Source organism: Bacillus sp. FSL K6-1006, from assembly GCF_038593175.1.
In the GTDB taxonomy this organism is placed as follows: Bacteria; Bacillota; Bacilli; order Bacillales; family Bacillaceae; genus Bacillus; species Bacillus safensis.
The window spans coordinates 2,628,797-2,643,239 of the sequence record NZ_CP151970.1 but is presented as its reverse complement, the minus strand read 5'-3'; the positions used below and the strand labels follow the sequence as shown (position 1 = coordinate 2,643,239).

At 42.6% G+C, this 14,443-nt stretch carries 13 protein-coding genes and 1 other annotated feature; all 13 genes read left to right on the top strand.

Annotated features, from left to right (window positions below; all coding sequences use genetic code 11):
- Positions 1–224: 224 nt before the first annotated feature.
- Positions 225–2,864, top strand: coding sequence for a DNA polymerase I (polA, locus tag NSS65_RS13765; RefSeq protein WP_046312038.1), 2,640 nt, complete (start codon positions 225–227; stop codon positions 2,862–2,864).
- 26 nt (positions 2,865–2,890) lie between these two features.
- Complete coding sequence (gene mutM / locus NSS65_RS13760) at positions 2,891–3,724, top strand: DNA-formamidopyrimidine glycosylase (protein WP_065214542.1); 834 nt, start codon at positions 2,891–2,893, stop codon at positions 3,722–3,724.
- Positions 3,725–3,898: 174 nt separating this feature from the next.
- On the top strand, positions 3,899–4,531 hold the full coding sequence (ytaF, locus tag NSS65_RS13755; RefSeq protein ID WP_034279660.1) for a sporulation membrane protein YtaF: 633 nt from the start codon (positions 3,899–3,901) through the stop codon (positions 4,529–4,531).
- 13 nt (positions 4,532–4,544) lie between these two features.
- The gene (coaE, locus tag NSS65_RS13750; RefSeq protein ID WP_034279663.1) at positions 4,545–5,150 is read left to right on the top strand and encodes a dephospho-CoA kinase; all 606 of its coding nucleotides are present in this window, start codon (positions 4,545–4,547) and stop codon (positions 5,148–5,150) included.
- A 172-nt stretch (positions 5,151–5,322) separates the two neighbouring features.
- On the top strand, positions 5,323–6,345 hold the full coding sequence (locus NSS65_RS13745) for a glyceraldehyde-3-phosphate dehydrogenase (RefSeq protein WP_326134850.1): 1,023 nt from the start codon (positions 5,323–5,325) through the stop codon (positions 6,343–6,345).
- Between the two features lie 235 nt (positions 6,346–6,580).
- A complete protein-coding gene (speD, locus tag NSS65_RS13740) occupies positions 6,581–6,961 on the top strand; it encodes an adenosylmethionine decarboxylase (RefSeq protein ID WP_003216492.1) in 381 nt (126 codons plus the stop codon).
- A 184-nt stretch (positions 6,962–7,145) separates the two neighbouring features.
- Complete coding sequence (locus NSS65_RS13735) at positions 7,146–7,532, top strand: hypothetical protein (RefSeq protein WP_046312030.1); 387 nt, start codon at positions 7,146–7,148, stop codon at positions 7,530–7,532.
- Positions 7,533–7,536: 4 nt separating this feature from the next.
- Entirely contained in the window at positions 7,537–7,995 is a 459-nt protein-coding gene (nrdR, locus tag NSS65_RS13730) for a transcriptional regulator NrdR (protein WP_003216720.1), read from the top strand.
- A 101-nt stretch (positions 7,996–8,096) separates the two neighbouring features.
- Positions 8,097–9,521, top strand: coding sequence for a replication initiation and membrane attachment family protein (locus NSS65_RS13725; protein WP_326134876.1), 1,425 nt, complete (start codon positions 8,097–8,099; stop codon positions 9,519–9,521).
- Positions 9,522–9,537: 16 nt separating this feature from the next.
- On the top strand, positions 9,538–10,467 hold the full coding sequence (gene dnaI, locus NSS65_RS13720) for a primosomal protein DnaI (RefSeq protein ID WP_034279671.1): 930 nt from the start codon (positions 9,538–9,540) through the stop codon (positions 10,465–10,467).
- A gap of 33 nt (positions 10,468–10,500) precedes the next feature.
- Positions 10,501–11,139, top strand: coding sequence for a TVP38/TMEM64 family protein (locus tag NSS65_RS13715; protein WP_046312323.1), 639 nt, complete (start codon positions 10,501–10,503; stop codon positions 11,137–11,139).
- A gap of 60 nt (positions 11,140–11,199) precedes the next feature.
- On the top strand, positions 11,200–12,069 hold the full coding sequence (ytxC, locus tag NSS65_RS13710; protein ID WP_024425712.1) for a putative sporulation protein YtxC: 870 nt from the start codon (positions 11,200–11,202) through the stop codon (positions 12,067–12,069).
- Between the two features lie 43 nt (positions 12,070–12,112).
- Positions 12,113–12,360, top strand: a binding site (T-box leader).
- 45 nt (positions 12,361–12,405) lie between these two features.
- Positions 12,406–14,346 carry a threonine--tRNA ligase gene (gene thrS / locus NSS65_RS13705; RefSeq protein ID WP_024426134.1) on the top strand — a complete coding sequence of 647 codons (1,941 nt, stop codon included), beginning with the start codon at positions 12,406–12,408 and terminating at the stop codon, positions 14,344–14,346.
- The last annotated feature ends 97 nt before the right edge of the window (positions 14,347–14,443 follow it).

The window sequence follows — 14,443 nt, the reverse complement described above, 5'->3', positions numbered from 1 at the left end:
TGATCTTTACAATGGATTCATGTTTAGTTAAACAATCATTGGTAGGATGAATAGGAACCCCTTCATCCAAGGAGCCAATTTTGTAAGGACGAAAACACTTGTTGTTTTCGTCCCTTTTTTTATGCAGGTTCGACTATTTTCTTTTCAAAATAAACTTTGATAAAATGATGATACAATGTGTGAAAGAGACGGCTGAAATGGCTCAGCCGATGGAGGATTAAAACATGACAGACAAAAAGAAATTAGTACTAGTGGATGGAAACAGTCTCGCTTATCGAGCCTTTTTTGCTTTGCCGTTATTATCAAATGATAAAGGCGTCCACACAAATGCCATTTACGGCTTTGCGATGATCTTAATGAAGATGCTCGAGGACGAGAAGCCAACCCATATGCTCGTCGCATTTGATGCGGGAAAAACAACGTTCCGCCACGAGACATTTAAAGAATATAAAGGCGGAAGACAAAAAACACCGCCAGAGCTATCAGAACAAATGCCGTTTATCCGTGAGTTATTAGATGCCTATCAGGTGAAAAGGTACGAGCTTCCTCAATACGAGGCAGACGATATTATCGGGACATTGGCTGTGGAGGCAGAAAAAGACGGCTTTGAAGTCAAAATTTTCTCAGGAGATAAGGACTTAACGCAGCTCTCAACAGACCATACGACGGTAGCAATTACGAAAAAAGGCATTACAGAAGTAGAATATTACACACCGGCTCATATTGAAGAGAAATATGGCCTGCGCCCAGATCAAATCATCGATATGAAAGGTTTGATGGGAGATTCCTCAGATAATATCCCAGGGGTGCCGGGTGTAGGTGAAAAAACAGCGATTAAATTGTTAAAGCAGTTTGAAACGGTTGAAAACCTGCTTGAACATATTGACGAAGTCAGCGGTAAAAAACTCAAAGAAAAGCTTGAAGAATATAAAGAGCAAGCGGTGATGAGTAAAAAACTCGCAACGATTCTTGTAGAAGCGCCAATAGATGTATCAAGCAAGGATCTCGCATATGAAGGTCCTCATATGGATCAAGTGATCTCTCTTTATAAAGAACTAGGCTTTCAAACGCTGCTAGAGCGTCTAGGAGAAGCACCAGAAACAGGTGAACAGGTCGAAGTAGAAGCATTAGAAGTGAAAAAAATGACCGAAGTAACGGATGAGATGCTGACAGATCAAGCTGCTCTTGTGGTAGAGCAGCTTGGAGATAATTATCATGAAGCAGATTTGATTGGTTTTGCAATCCATAATGAAAATGGTGCGTTTTTTATCACGAAAGAAGATGCGCTTCAATCAGACGCATTTAAACAATGGGTACAGGATGAAACGAAGAAGAAATGGGTCTTTGATTCAAAAAGAGCAGTTGTCGCCCTCAGATGGCATGATGTCGATCTAAAAGGTGTCGATAACGATGTCCTGCTCGCTTCCTATGTCGTCAACCCTCAGAAATCGTATGAGGACGTCGCAAGTGTGGCGAAGGAATATGGTCTTAACATCGCTCTTTCTGATGAAAAAGTGTACGGAAAAGGAGCAAAGCAGGCGATTCCACCTGAAGATGAACTGAAGGAACATCTTGGACGAAAAGCAGCGGCGATCTCTGCTCTGCATGATTTAACACTTGAAGCGTTAGAAAAAAATGATCAGCATGAACTATATGAAGACTTAGAGCTGCCGCTTGCCCTCATCTTAGGTGAAATGGAATCCCTTGGGGTAAAGGTAGATATTGAGCGCCTAGAGAAGATGGGTGAAGAGTTAACGAAAAAGCTGAAAGAATATGAAGAAACCATTCACCGCTTAGCAGGTGAAACATTTAACATCAATTCTCCTAAACAGCTTGGCGTGATTCTTTTTGAAAAATTAGGACTACCGATTATTAAAAAGACAAAGACGGGCTACTCGACATCTGCGGATGTTCTTGAAAAGCTTGAAGATAAGCACGAGATCATTCGGTCTATTCTGCATTACCGCCAAATTGGAAAGCTCCAATCGACCTATGTGGAAGGCTTAATGAAAGTAACGCGCAAGGATACCCATAAAGTGCATACACGATTTAATCAAGCGCTCACGCAAACAGGAAGACTAAGCTCGACAGACCCAAACCTGCAAAACATCCCAATCCGTTTAGAAGAAGGACGAAAGATTCGACAAGCATTCGTTCCATCAAAAGAAGGCTGGCTCATGTTTGCTGCTGACTATTCACAAATTGAGCTGCGTGTACTCGCTCATATTTCTCAGGATGAGAATTTGATCGAAGCGTTTACGCAAGATATGGATATTCACACGAAGACAGCGATGGACGTGTTCCATGTCTCAGAAGAAGAAGTGACTTCCTCTATGAGAAGACAAGCCAAGGCTGTCAACTTCGGTATTGTATATGGGATCAGTGATTATGGGTTATCTCAAAACCTTGGGATCACAAGAAAAGAAGCAGCTGCCTTTATCGAACGCTATTTAACAAGCTTTAAAGGCGTGAAAACCTATATGGAAGAGATCGTGCAGGAAGCGAAACAAAAAGGATATGTCACGACGCTTCTCAAACGCAGACGGTATATCCCGGATATCACAAGCCGTAATTTTAATATCAAAAGCTTTGCCGAACGAACAGCCATGAACACACCGATCCAAGGAAGTGCAGCTGATATTATTAAAAAGGCCATGATTGATATGGCGCGTAAATTAAAAGAAGAAAACTTGCAGGCAAATCTTTTATTACAGGTGCACGATGAATTGATTTTCGAAGCGCCGAAAGAAGAAATTGCCATACTCGAAAAAATTGTTCCTGAAGTCATGGAAAATGCACTTCAGCTAGATGTGCCGCTAAAAGTTGATTTTGCTTCAGGGCCATCTTGGTACGACGCAAAATAATAGAGAGAGAAAAAGGAGCGAGGAGCATGCCGGAATTACCAGAAGTTGAAACCGTCCGGCGCACACTCAAGCGGTTAGTCGAAGGAAAGACGATTGAAACGGTCAATATCAAATGGCCAAATATCATCAAACGTCCTGGGGAGCCGGAAGAGTTCGCAAGAAGGATGGTAGGAGAAACGATACAAACCATTGAAAGAAGAGGAAAGTTCCTGCTCTTTCATTTAGACCACTACGTAATGGTCTCCCATTTAAGGATGGAAGGGAAATACCGTGTACATGAAGCGCATGAGCCATACGATAAACATGTACACGTCGTCTTTACGTTTACAGACGGTACTGAGCTTCGGTATCATGATGTGCGTAAATTTGGCACGATGCATTTATTTCATCCGGGTGAAGAAGAAAAGGAACTCCCGCTCTCGCAGCTGGGGTATGAGCCTTTTGATGATCAATTCACTCCGGAATATTTATGGGAGCAATTGAAAAAAACTTCCCGTGTGGTCAAAACAGCGCTGCTTGATCAAAAGATTGTCGTGGGACTAGGTAATATTTATGTAGATGAGGTTTTGTTTAAAGCAGGCATTCATCCAGAAACAAAAGCGAATCAGCTCAGCCTTGATTCGTGCAAAGTGCTTCACAGGCATATTATCGATACACTTCAAGTAGCGGTAGATGCAGGAGGAAGCACGATTCGCTCATATATCAATTCACAAGGTGATATTGGCACATTTCAGCTGCAGCTTCTTGTGTATGACCGGCGGGGAGAGCCTTGTCAAACATGCGGAAGCATCATTGAGAAAACAGTAGTCGGAGGGCGCGGCACTCATTTTTGTGTGACCTGCCAAAAGCGTCCTCAATAAAAATCAGCCATCAGCATGCTTCCTTTTTGCTGTGCATACGATAAAAAACATTCATTTTTCAGCAAGGTGTAGACTGACACACAGCCCACCTGCTCTTCATATAGTGAAGAAGAGTCTAAGGACGCCTAGAGACTCTTGATCATCGTTGCATGAACAGAAAGGAAGAGTTCAGGTATGATTTCGATTTCGCTCCTGTTTTTAGCTATTGCAGTCAGCATTGACAGCTTTTCTGTAGGATTTACGTATGGACTTCGTAAAATGAAGATTCCATTTAAAGCGATTGTCATTATTGCGTGCTGTTCAGGAATTGTGCTGCTCATTTCCATGCTGATTGGCAGCCTGCTGACGACATTCCTCCCTGTCTCAGTGACAGATAAACTTGGTGGAGGCATTTTAATCGCCATTGGACTTTGGGTCCTTTATCAATTTTACAAACCAGCGAAAGAGCGTGATTTGCTCCTCCATGAAAAGACATTGCTCAATGTGGAAGTGCAATCGCTTGGTCTTGTCATTCAAATTTTGCGAAAGCCGACAAGTGCAGATATTGACCGTTCTGGGACGATCAATGGAATAGAAGCGGTGCTTCTTGGGATTGCTTTATCCATTGATGCATTTGGCGCAGGGATTGGCGCTGCGATTCTAGGCTTTTCTCCAATTGTCATGAGTATCACTGTGGCCGTGATGAGCTCACTTTTTGTGTGTATCGGGCTCCGTTCCGGTCATTACTTGGCCAATTGGCGCTGGATCGATAAACTTGCATGCTTACCAGGGCTCCTGCTCATTTTAATTGGGGTGTGGAAGCTGTAAAGGAGGAAATCAATTGACGCTTGTCATTGGATTAACAGGCGGGATTGCTAGTGGAAAAAGCACCGTCTCGCAAATGATAAAAGAGCAGGGCATCCGGGTCGTGGACGCAGATGTCATTGCAAAAGAAGCAGTTGCCAAAGGAACACCAGCCCTTCAACAAATCGTTCAAACCTTTGGTGAGGATGTTCTCCTGCCAAATGGGGAGCTGAACCGGCAGCAGCTTGGAGCCGTCATTTTTTCTGATGAAGAGAAAAGAAAGCAGCTGAATGCGATTGTTCATCCTGAAGTGAGAAAAGAAATGCTCAAACAGAGAGATGAAGGGGTTAGTCAGAAGGAAACCTTCGTTGTCCTCGATATCCCGCTTTTATTTGAAAGTCAGCTGGAAAGTCTCGTCGACCGCATCATTGTGGTGTATACAACGCCTGAATTGCAGCTGTCGAGGCTCATGAATCGAAATGACCTCAGCGAGGAAGAAGCGCTGAATCGTATTCACTCTCAGCAGCCTCTTGAGGAGAAATGTAAAAAAGCAGACCGCGTGATAGAGAACACACAAGATCTCGCGTTTATTAGAAAGCAATTGCAGAACATATTAAATGAATGGGAACATACAGATAAGTAAGAGTACATACACGTACTCTTCTTTTTTTATGCTTTATTCTGATTTCCTTTGAAAAGAACAGCCCTTTTTAGAAAATATACGTTTATATACTGGCAATTACATTCTAATGTGATATACTAATTTCATAAATAAATTTATTGAGTATAACACATAATAGAGGAGTGACCTGTTCATGAAGGTAAAAGCAGCGATCAATGGGTTTGGCAGAATTGGACGCATGGTCTTCAGAAAAGCAATGCTTGATGATCAAATTCAAATTGTAGCGGTGAACGCAAGCTATCCTGCCGAAACGCTAGCACATTTAATTAAATATGACACAAATCATGGACGTTACGAATGTGATGTGACAGCAGAAGATGACGCCTTGATTGTGAATGGCAAAAGAGTTCTTTTGCTTAATAATAGAGACCCGAAGCAGCTTCCATGGGGAGAGCTTGGGATTGATATCGTCATTGAAGCAACAGGTAAATTTAATTCAAAAGAACAAGCGATGGGCCATATAGATGTCGGAGCGAAAAAAGTCGTTCTAACAGCTCCAGGTAAAAATGAAGACATTACGATTGTGATGGGTGTCAATGAGGATGATCTTGATCCTGAAAAGCACGTCATTATTTCAAACGCATCTTGTACAACAAACTGTTTAGCACCAGTTGTGAAATTGTTAGATGATGAATTTGGCATCGACAATGGTTTAATGACAACGGTTCATGCTTATACAAATGATCAAAAAAATATCGATAACCCGCATAAGGATCTGCGCCGGGCAAGAGCATGTGCTCAGTCCATTATTCCAACTACGACGGGTGCCGCTAAAGCGCTTTCTTTAGTGCTTCCGCACATGAAAGGGAAATTACACGGACTTGCACTCCGCGTACCAGTTTCCAATGTGTCGATGGTTGATCTTGTCGTTGACTTGAAAAAAGATGTCACAGCAGAAGAAGTCAATGCAGCCTTCTCGAATGCATCTAAAACATCTCTTGCCGGTATTTTAGATTACACAGATGAGCCGCTTGTCTCTACGGACTTTAACACAAATCCTTATTCAGCAGTCGTTGATGGACTGACAACGATGGTAATGGAAGGGAGAAAAGTGAAAGTTCTTGCATGGTATGACAATGAATGGGGTTATTCATGCCGAGTGGTTGACCTAGTAAAGTTTGTCGGCGCACAGATGAAAGAGCTGTCTGCTGTTTGAAATGAAGAAGACGATCGTCCCTTTTCAAGAAATGAGAGAAAATCCCACTAAAAACACAGCTTGCAAAATGGGTCTAAACAAAGTATACTATTTTTCGTGAACTTCTTGTTCGCAGACTCATTCGGGTATACTTAAAGGGTTAGGACCTCTTAGGACTAACTTTCCCCCGTGGTATATGTCCGGTCCGGCTGCTTAGAACTTCACTCTTTCATTCTTGTTTAAAGGGGGGTCCATGATGGAAACAATCGGACGTCACGTTATCTCCGAGCTATGGGGATGCGACTGTGATAAACTGAACGACATGGATTTTATTGAAAAAACGTTTGTAAATGCAGCTTTGAAATCAGGAGCTGAGGTAAGAGAGGTTGCTTTTCACAAATTTGCACCTCAAGGAGTAAGTGGAGTTGTCATTATTTCTGAATCTCATCTGACAATTCACAGCTTTCCTGAACATGGTTATGCGAGCATAGATGTTTATACTTGCGGTGACCTAGATCCGAATATTGCAGCAGATCATATCGGAGATGAATTAGGTGCTGAAACAAGAGAAAACATCGAAATTCCTCGAGGCATGGGACCTGTACAAGTAAAACAGGCACAAGCCAAAGCACTGTAAACATAAAAAAGATTGCAATGGGAGCTGGCCAAAAGCATTGAATGCCTTTGTGTTATGCTCCTTTTTATATTTTTTTTGATAAAAAATCCAACATTCCCCAGCTTGTCTATACTTTTGTTCTAGGAAAACAAAGGTTTTTTTTATAAAATAAAGAAAGAGGCATTATGGCAAAGGGGATACGTGTATGACTTTAAGACAAAAGTTTAAACGGTTCATGTCAAACCATACAGAAACATCTGACGAGCATCTAGTGTCAGAACTGAAAAGCCATTACTACCAATCGACGAATGCACAAGTTTTTCAAGCGGTGGAAACCATTCTTTCCCAAAGCGATTCCTATCAAGTGACATCTGTTTCAGCAGAACGAGGTGAAATCAGCGCAAACATACGATTGCCGAAAAAAGCCTTTCTCGTGGCGACTGTTATTTCAATTCGTCCTTTTGAAACAGCTGTCGATTTTAATGTAACAACAGAAACGGCCCTGCCAACAGATTTCGGCTATAGTCAAAAGACCGTTCTGTCGCTTTATGATGAACTAGACAAACAACTTCCAAGAATAGATCGGAGCTGATAAAATGAAATGTCCCACATGTCAGCACCTTGGCACAAGGGTGCTTGATTCAAGACCAGTAGATGAAGGGAAATCCATCCGTCGTAGAAGAGAGTGCGAAAGCTGCCAATATCGCTTTACGACGTTTGAAAAATTAGAAGAATTACCGCTGATTGTGGTGAAAAAAGAAGGGATTCGAGAAGAATTCAGCCGCGAAAAAATGCTGAGAGGACTCATCAAAGCGTGTGAAAAGCGTCCTGTCGCTTTAAAGCAGCTGGAGGATGTCTGCTTTAATATTGAAAAAGAACTGCGCAATCAAGGCATGTCAGAAGTGAAAAGCGAGCTTGTAGGTGAAATGGTCATGGACGAGCTGGCGAAAATTGATGAAGTGTCTTACGTCAGGTTTGCCTCGGTTTACCGGCAGTTTAAAGACATTAATGTCTTTATTGATGAATTAAAAGACCTATTAAAGAAAGAACGCTAAAAAGAGCTGGAGATTCTTCATGCTCTTTTTCCTGCGTAAAGCGTAAAACGCAAAAAGAGTGTACAATGGAAACAATCGCAATTCATGGGGAGGATCAGCATATGACAGAGCATTGGAAGGAAGTGCTAGCCGTCGATCCGTATGTCGTCAAAAGCGCTTCATTGCTCGGTGACATCGATAGACAGCTCATCACTCTTTTATATCAGCCGCTTATTGGCATGTCCGCTTTCAGCTTATACATGACGCTGTGGGGAGAGCTGGAACAAAATCGTATGTGGGGGAAACCTGCACCTCATCGGCAGCTCATGGTCATGCTGCAAACGAATTTAAATGATATTTTTGAGGAACGTTTAAAGCTTGAAGCGATCGGCTTACTCCGCACATATGAACAGGAAACGGAAGAAGGCAGACTGTTTACATATGAGCTTGTACCGCCGCTAAGACCAGATGAGTTTTTCCAAGATGGTATGCTGAATGTCCTGCTGTACCATCGTGTAGAAAAAGCAAAATATATGCAGCTTCGCGATTATTTCTCTTATCCGGGTGTTCCTGCAGAAGCAAAGAATATTTCACGGTCGTTTGAAGAAGTGTTTCACGTATTGCAGCCAGGCGAGCGCAAGATGACAGAAGAAATTCATCAGGCGTCATCGCTTGATCAAGGCTATGAATATGTGACCGTTGGATCGAGTCAGCCGGCACCGCTCTCGGACAAATCCTTTGATTTCGATCTATTATTAGCGGGTATGTCTGACATGATGATTCCAAGAAAGGCTTTGACAAAGCAGGTAAAAGAAACAATTAAGAAGTTAGCTGTTGTATACGGCATCACCCCGCTTCAAATGCAAAATATTGTAGCAGGTGCATGCGGTTCGGATCAAATGATCTCAACAGAAGAGCTGAGAAAAGCAGCAAGAGACTGGTACCAAATTGAATACAGAGGCGAACAGCCAAAGCTGATTGATCAAAAACAGCCAAGACACTTGCGCCAAGATGCTTCAAAGACGCAGGCGGCAGATACTCCAGATGCAAAATTGATTGAAAAGCTGGATCATATTTCGCCTAGGGAGCTGCTAAAAGACATGGCAGATGGCATTGAGCCAACATATGCCGACTTAAGAATTGTCGAAGATATCATGATCGAGCAGCAGCTAGAGCCAGGTGTCATGAATGTTCTCATCTACTATACATTACTCAAAACAGATATGAAGCTGTCGAAAGCATATATGCAAAAAATCGCTTCTCATTGGGTGAGAAAGAAAATCAAAACCGTTGCTGCGGCCATGAAAATTGCCAAAGAAGAGAACAGACAAATGACAGAGTGGGCGCAACAGAAAAAGCAGCGCAGCCCATATGGTTCAGGAAAAGTCGTCCGGGAAGAGAAACTGCCTGACTGGATGAAAGAAACCGAAACAAAAGAACAGCCGGCAAAAGAGCAAACGGACAATCTGTCTACAGAAGACCTTGAACGAGAAAAAGAAAAACTGTTAGATCAGTTTAAAAATATGAAAAAGTACAATGCACATTAAGGTGAGGTGAGTTGGGATGAAACCGATCGGTCGTTCATTTGAACAGCTAAAAGGACGAGTAGATTTTCGCGTGAGATACAATCAGATTAAAGAAAGTGTGTTGTCTGATGAAGATGTGAAGGCATTTTTACAGAAGCATCAAGAAGAGATACATGAAGACATGATCAATCGCAGCTTGAACCGGCTCTTTGAATATGTGCAGCAGTCGAAGGGCTGCTCTTACTGCTTAGATGACGAAAACGTCAATGCCATTTTAGATGGGTATCACCCGAAGCTTGTGATCAAAGGTCAGAGTATTGATATTGAATATTCCCCTTGCCTGGTCAAGCTGCGGCTCGATAGACAGAAAAAACAGCAAGAGCTGATGAAAAGCATGTATATTCCGCAAAATGTCCTTCAAGCGACGTTCGCTGATCTGAACGTTGTGGGAAGACAAGAGGTCATTCAAAAAGTAGGTCAATTCCTCCAAAGCTATGATGAGACTGGAAAAGGAAAAGGCTTGTATTTACACGGAAAGTTTGGAGTAGGAAAAACGTATATACTAGCAGCTATTGCGCAGCAGCTAGCGGAAAAAGAGTACCCATCTCTCCTTGTTTACGTGCCTGAATTTGTAAGAGAGTTAAAAAATTCATTAGCTGATCATACGCTAGAAGAAAAGCTGAATATGGTTAAATCCACTCCTATTTTAATGCTTGATGATATTGGGGCAGAATCGATGACAAGCTGGGTGCGGGATGAACTGCTCGGTACGATCTTACAATACCGTATGGCAGAACAGCTGCCGACATTTTTCTCTTCTAATTTCTCACCAAATGAGCTGAAGCATCACTTTACGTACTCACAGCGGGGGGAAAAGGAAGAGGTCAAAGCCGCTCGTTTAATGGAACGGATTCTCTATTTAGCAGAGCCTGTCTTGCTCGAAGGAGAAAACCGCCGTCATTTATAAAAGCGTATGTCACCTGAAGGAGGAGCAAATGAAATGAACAAAAGAAAATGGCTGCTTTTTCTTGTGATTGGCATTCTTGCTGCTGCGCTGTGGTGGCTGAATAAACAGCATCTTCAGCTGGCGCCGAAAGATGTGAAGAATTGGGTGCTTCAATTTGGAATGCTGGCTCCCTTTGTTTTTCTTTTCTTATCTCTTTTCCGCCCGTTTGTTCTCGTCCCGATTACGGTCTTTTCGCTTGCGGCGGGTTTGGCATTCGGCAGTGTCCTTGGGACGATTTATGCCCTCATTGGAGCGACAGCCGGGGCAACAGGCTCCTTCATGATTGCTTCAACCTTTCGAGCAAAAAAGAAGGAAACGGAATCAAACAGCCGGAAGCTGAAAGCGGTGACGTCCCGTATTCAGGAGCATGGATTTCTTTATATTTTGTTATTGCGTATTGCACCGATTCATTTTGATTTTGTCAGCTATGCGGCAGCTGCTTCACGTGCAAATTATCGTGCATTTGTGACAGCCACCTTTTTAGGCTTAATACCGGGTACAATTGCGTTAAATGTTCTCGGCTCAAGCTTTGTCAGCGGCAATTATGCCGCCTTAGCGGTTGTTTGTTTGATTTATTTGATCTTTATCTCTGTTCCACTCATTTTAAAAAGAAAGATGCCTGATTTATTTTAGGCGTCTATTTTTTATGTTCCCCCCATATATATGTAACAGATGTCGTTAGGGGGGACAAACATGCTTGAAATAATCTTTGAAGATGAATATGATACCGCCGCTTTTTTACATCTTGCTGAACACTTGGACAGTCGGCATCACATGTCAATTCAACAAGGGAAAGACCGGCTTCTCATAGAGGCGAAGGAATCCGAAGAAGCACTTGAGCACATTGTGCGGCCATTATTGGTTCACTTTTTTTTGGAATGCAAAGAAAATGAGCGCATGCGCAGCATCCTTGAAAACACCTATTTGTTTAAAGATCCCGAAGAGCAGCACCAAATTCTTTCCATCGCTCACAGTATTATGAACGGGGACTTAGATGATATTCCCGGCATTCAGCAAGACCCGTCAAGAGAAGCCCTTTTAAAAAAGGAGCTTGAAGCGATTTCTTTACAGCAAGGTGTTTTTTCAATTGGTTCATTTATGACATTTAGGCTGTCAGAGTATGACCGAAGGCTGAAGAACTATGTTGAAGTGTCCATTGAAGAATACAAAATGGAGCAAGAGTATCAAAACTTCATTCAATCGCTTCGAGACTATGTGATGGCAAGAGAGCCTAGGCTCGAAAAAGTACATGTTGTGCATCAGGACCGCCTGGTGATTTGGGAATTTCGCTACGCTTCTGAGCGTGATCAAAAACAATACATAGACAGACAGTTTGTAAGAGAGCATCCAATGTATATTGATTCACAGCTGATTGCACCGCTTGTCTCCATTGCACCGCAAAAAATTGACCTGTTTACAAATGATACAGGTCACTCGATGGTGCAAACCATTCAAAATATTTTTCAAGAAAGGGTCGAGGTGTTCCCGTCTCATTCATTCCAAGAGCAGAATGTTCAATTTGTACATGCTCATTTCAACAAGAAAAGTGAAAAGCTTTCTTGATTTTCACGAAAAAACGTTTTATAATACGGTGTAACTTCATACAGAGACCGTATTGATAAGGACATGAACAAATGAACACCCGCTTAAAGAGAGGGAAGCCGCGGCTGAAAGCTTCCTAGCAGAGGACCATTTGCTTTACCACCTTTGAACATCAGCTGTGAACATTTTAGTAATGGCTGACGGGAATTCCCGTTATCGAAACACAAGCCGTATTTGCTTATGAAAAAGCAAGCTGCAAGTACGGGAAAAAGGGTGGAACCACGATTCCGTTTATTCAACCTCGTCCCTTTCCAGGGGGCGGGGTTTTTATATTGCCAAAAAAAGGAGTGACCAGAGATGTCAGAACAAATTCAACTTACATTTCCAGATGGAGCAGTCAAGGAGTTTGACAAAACAGCTACAACAGAAGACATCGCGGCATCAATTAGCCCGGGCCTAAAGAAAAAAGCACTTGCCGGTAAATTGAACGGTAAAGAAATAGATCTGCGTACGCCGCTATTAGAAAGTGGAACAATCGAGATCATCACAGATAAAAGTGAAGAAGCACTCGACATTATGCGCCACAGCACAGCACATTTGCTAGCGCAGGCGATCAAACGCCTTTATGGAAAAGAGCATCACGTTCAGTTTGGCGTAGGTCCTGTCATCGAAAATGGTTTCTACTACGATGTGGACATCGATGTTGCCATCACACCTGAAGACTTACCAAAGATTGAAAAAGAAATGAAGAAAATCATTAACAGCAATCTGCCAATTGAGCGAATTGAAGTATCAAGAGAAGAAGCGAAAAAGCGCTTTGAAGCGATTGGTGATGAATTAAAGCTTGAACTGTTAGAGGCGATTCCAGAAGGTGAAGCTGTGACGATTTATGAGCAGGGGGAATTCTTTGACCTCTGCCGCGGGATTCATTTGCCGTCTACAGGAAAAATCAAAGAGTTTAAACTGTTAAGCCTTGCCGGTGCATACTGGAGAGGCGACAGTAACAACCAAATGCTTCAGCGTATTTACGGAACAGCTTTCTTCAGCAAAGAAGATTTAAATGAGCACTTACGTCTGCTGGAAGAAGCGAAAGAACGCGATCACCGTAAGCTTGGAAAAGAGCTGAAACTGTTTGCGAATTCCCAAAAGGTTGGTCAAGGACTTCCGCTTTGGCTGCCAAAAGGCGCTACAATCCGCCGCGTCATTGAGCGTTACATTGTCGATAAAGAAGTGCGTCTTGGCTATGAACATGTGTACACACCAGTTCTTGCAAGTGTTGAATTGTATAAAACATCAGGACACTGGGCGCATTATCAAGAAGACATGTTCCCAGTAATGGAAATGGACAACGAAGATCTTGTTCTTCGTCCGATGAACTGTCCGCACCATATGATGATTTACAAAAACGAGCCGCACAGCTATCGCGAATTGCCAATTCGTATTGCAGAGCTTGGTACAATGCACCGCTATGAAATGTCAGGTGCCTTATCCGGCCTTCAGCGTGTTCGCGGTATGACATTAAACGATGCACACATCTTTGTTCGTCCAGATCAAATTAAAGACGAGTTCATCCGTACAGTTCGCTTAATTGAAGAAGTGTATCAAGACTTTGGCTTGAATGACTACACATTCCGCTTATCTTACCGTGATCCAGAAGATACTGAGAAGTATTTCGATGACGATGCGATGTGGAATAAAGCACAATCGATGCTGAAGGATGCAATGGACGAGCTTGGTCACGACTACTATGAAGCAGAAGGCGAAGCGGCATTTTATGGGCCGAAGCTTGATGTACAAGTGAAGACAGCTCTTGGAAAAGAAGAGACATTATCCACTGTACAGCTTGATTTCTTACTTCCAGAACGCTTTGATCTCACATATATCGGAGAAGATGGAAAGCACCATCGTCCAGTCGTGATTCATAGAGGCGTTGTTTCTACAATGGAACGCTTCGTTGCCTTCTTAATTGAAGAATACAAAGGAGCCCTTCCAACATGGCTGGCACCTGTACAATTCCAAGTCATCCCAGTTTCACCGTCTGTTCATTTAGACTATGCGAAAAAAGTACAAGAACGTTTGCAGCTTGAAGGTCTTCGTGTAGAGCTTGACAGCCGCGATGAAAAAATTGGGTACAAAATTAGAGAAGCGCAAATGCAAAAGATTCCGTACATGCTTGTCGTCGGAGATCAAGAAGCAGAAAATGGCGCTGTCAATGTAAGAAAATACGGGGAACAAGATTCAGAAACAATGGATCTTGAAGCCTTTGTGAAACATGCAGTAGCAGAAGCAAAGAAATAATAAGCACAGCCAGTGATTCTCTTTAGATCACTGGCTTTTTCTTTTTGGAGAACATCTCCACTAGTGATCCAATTCCTAAAAAGAGACGTTTAGATAG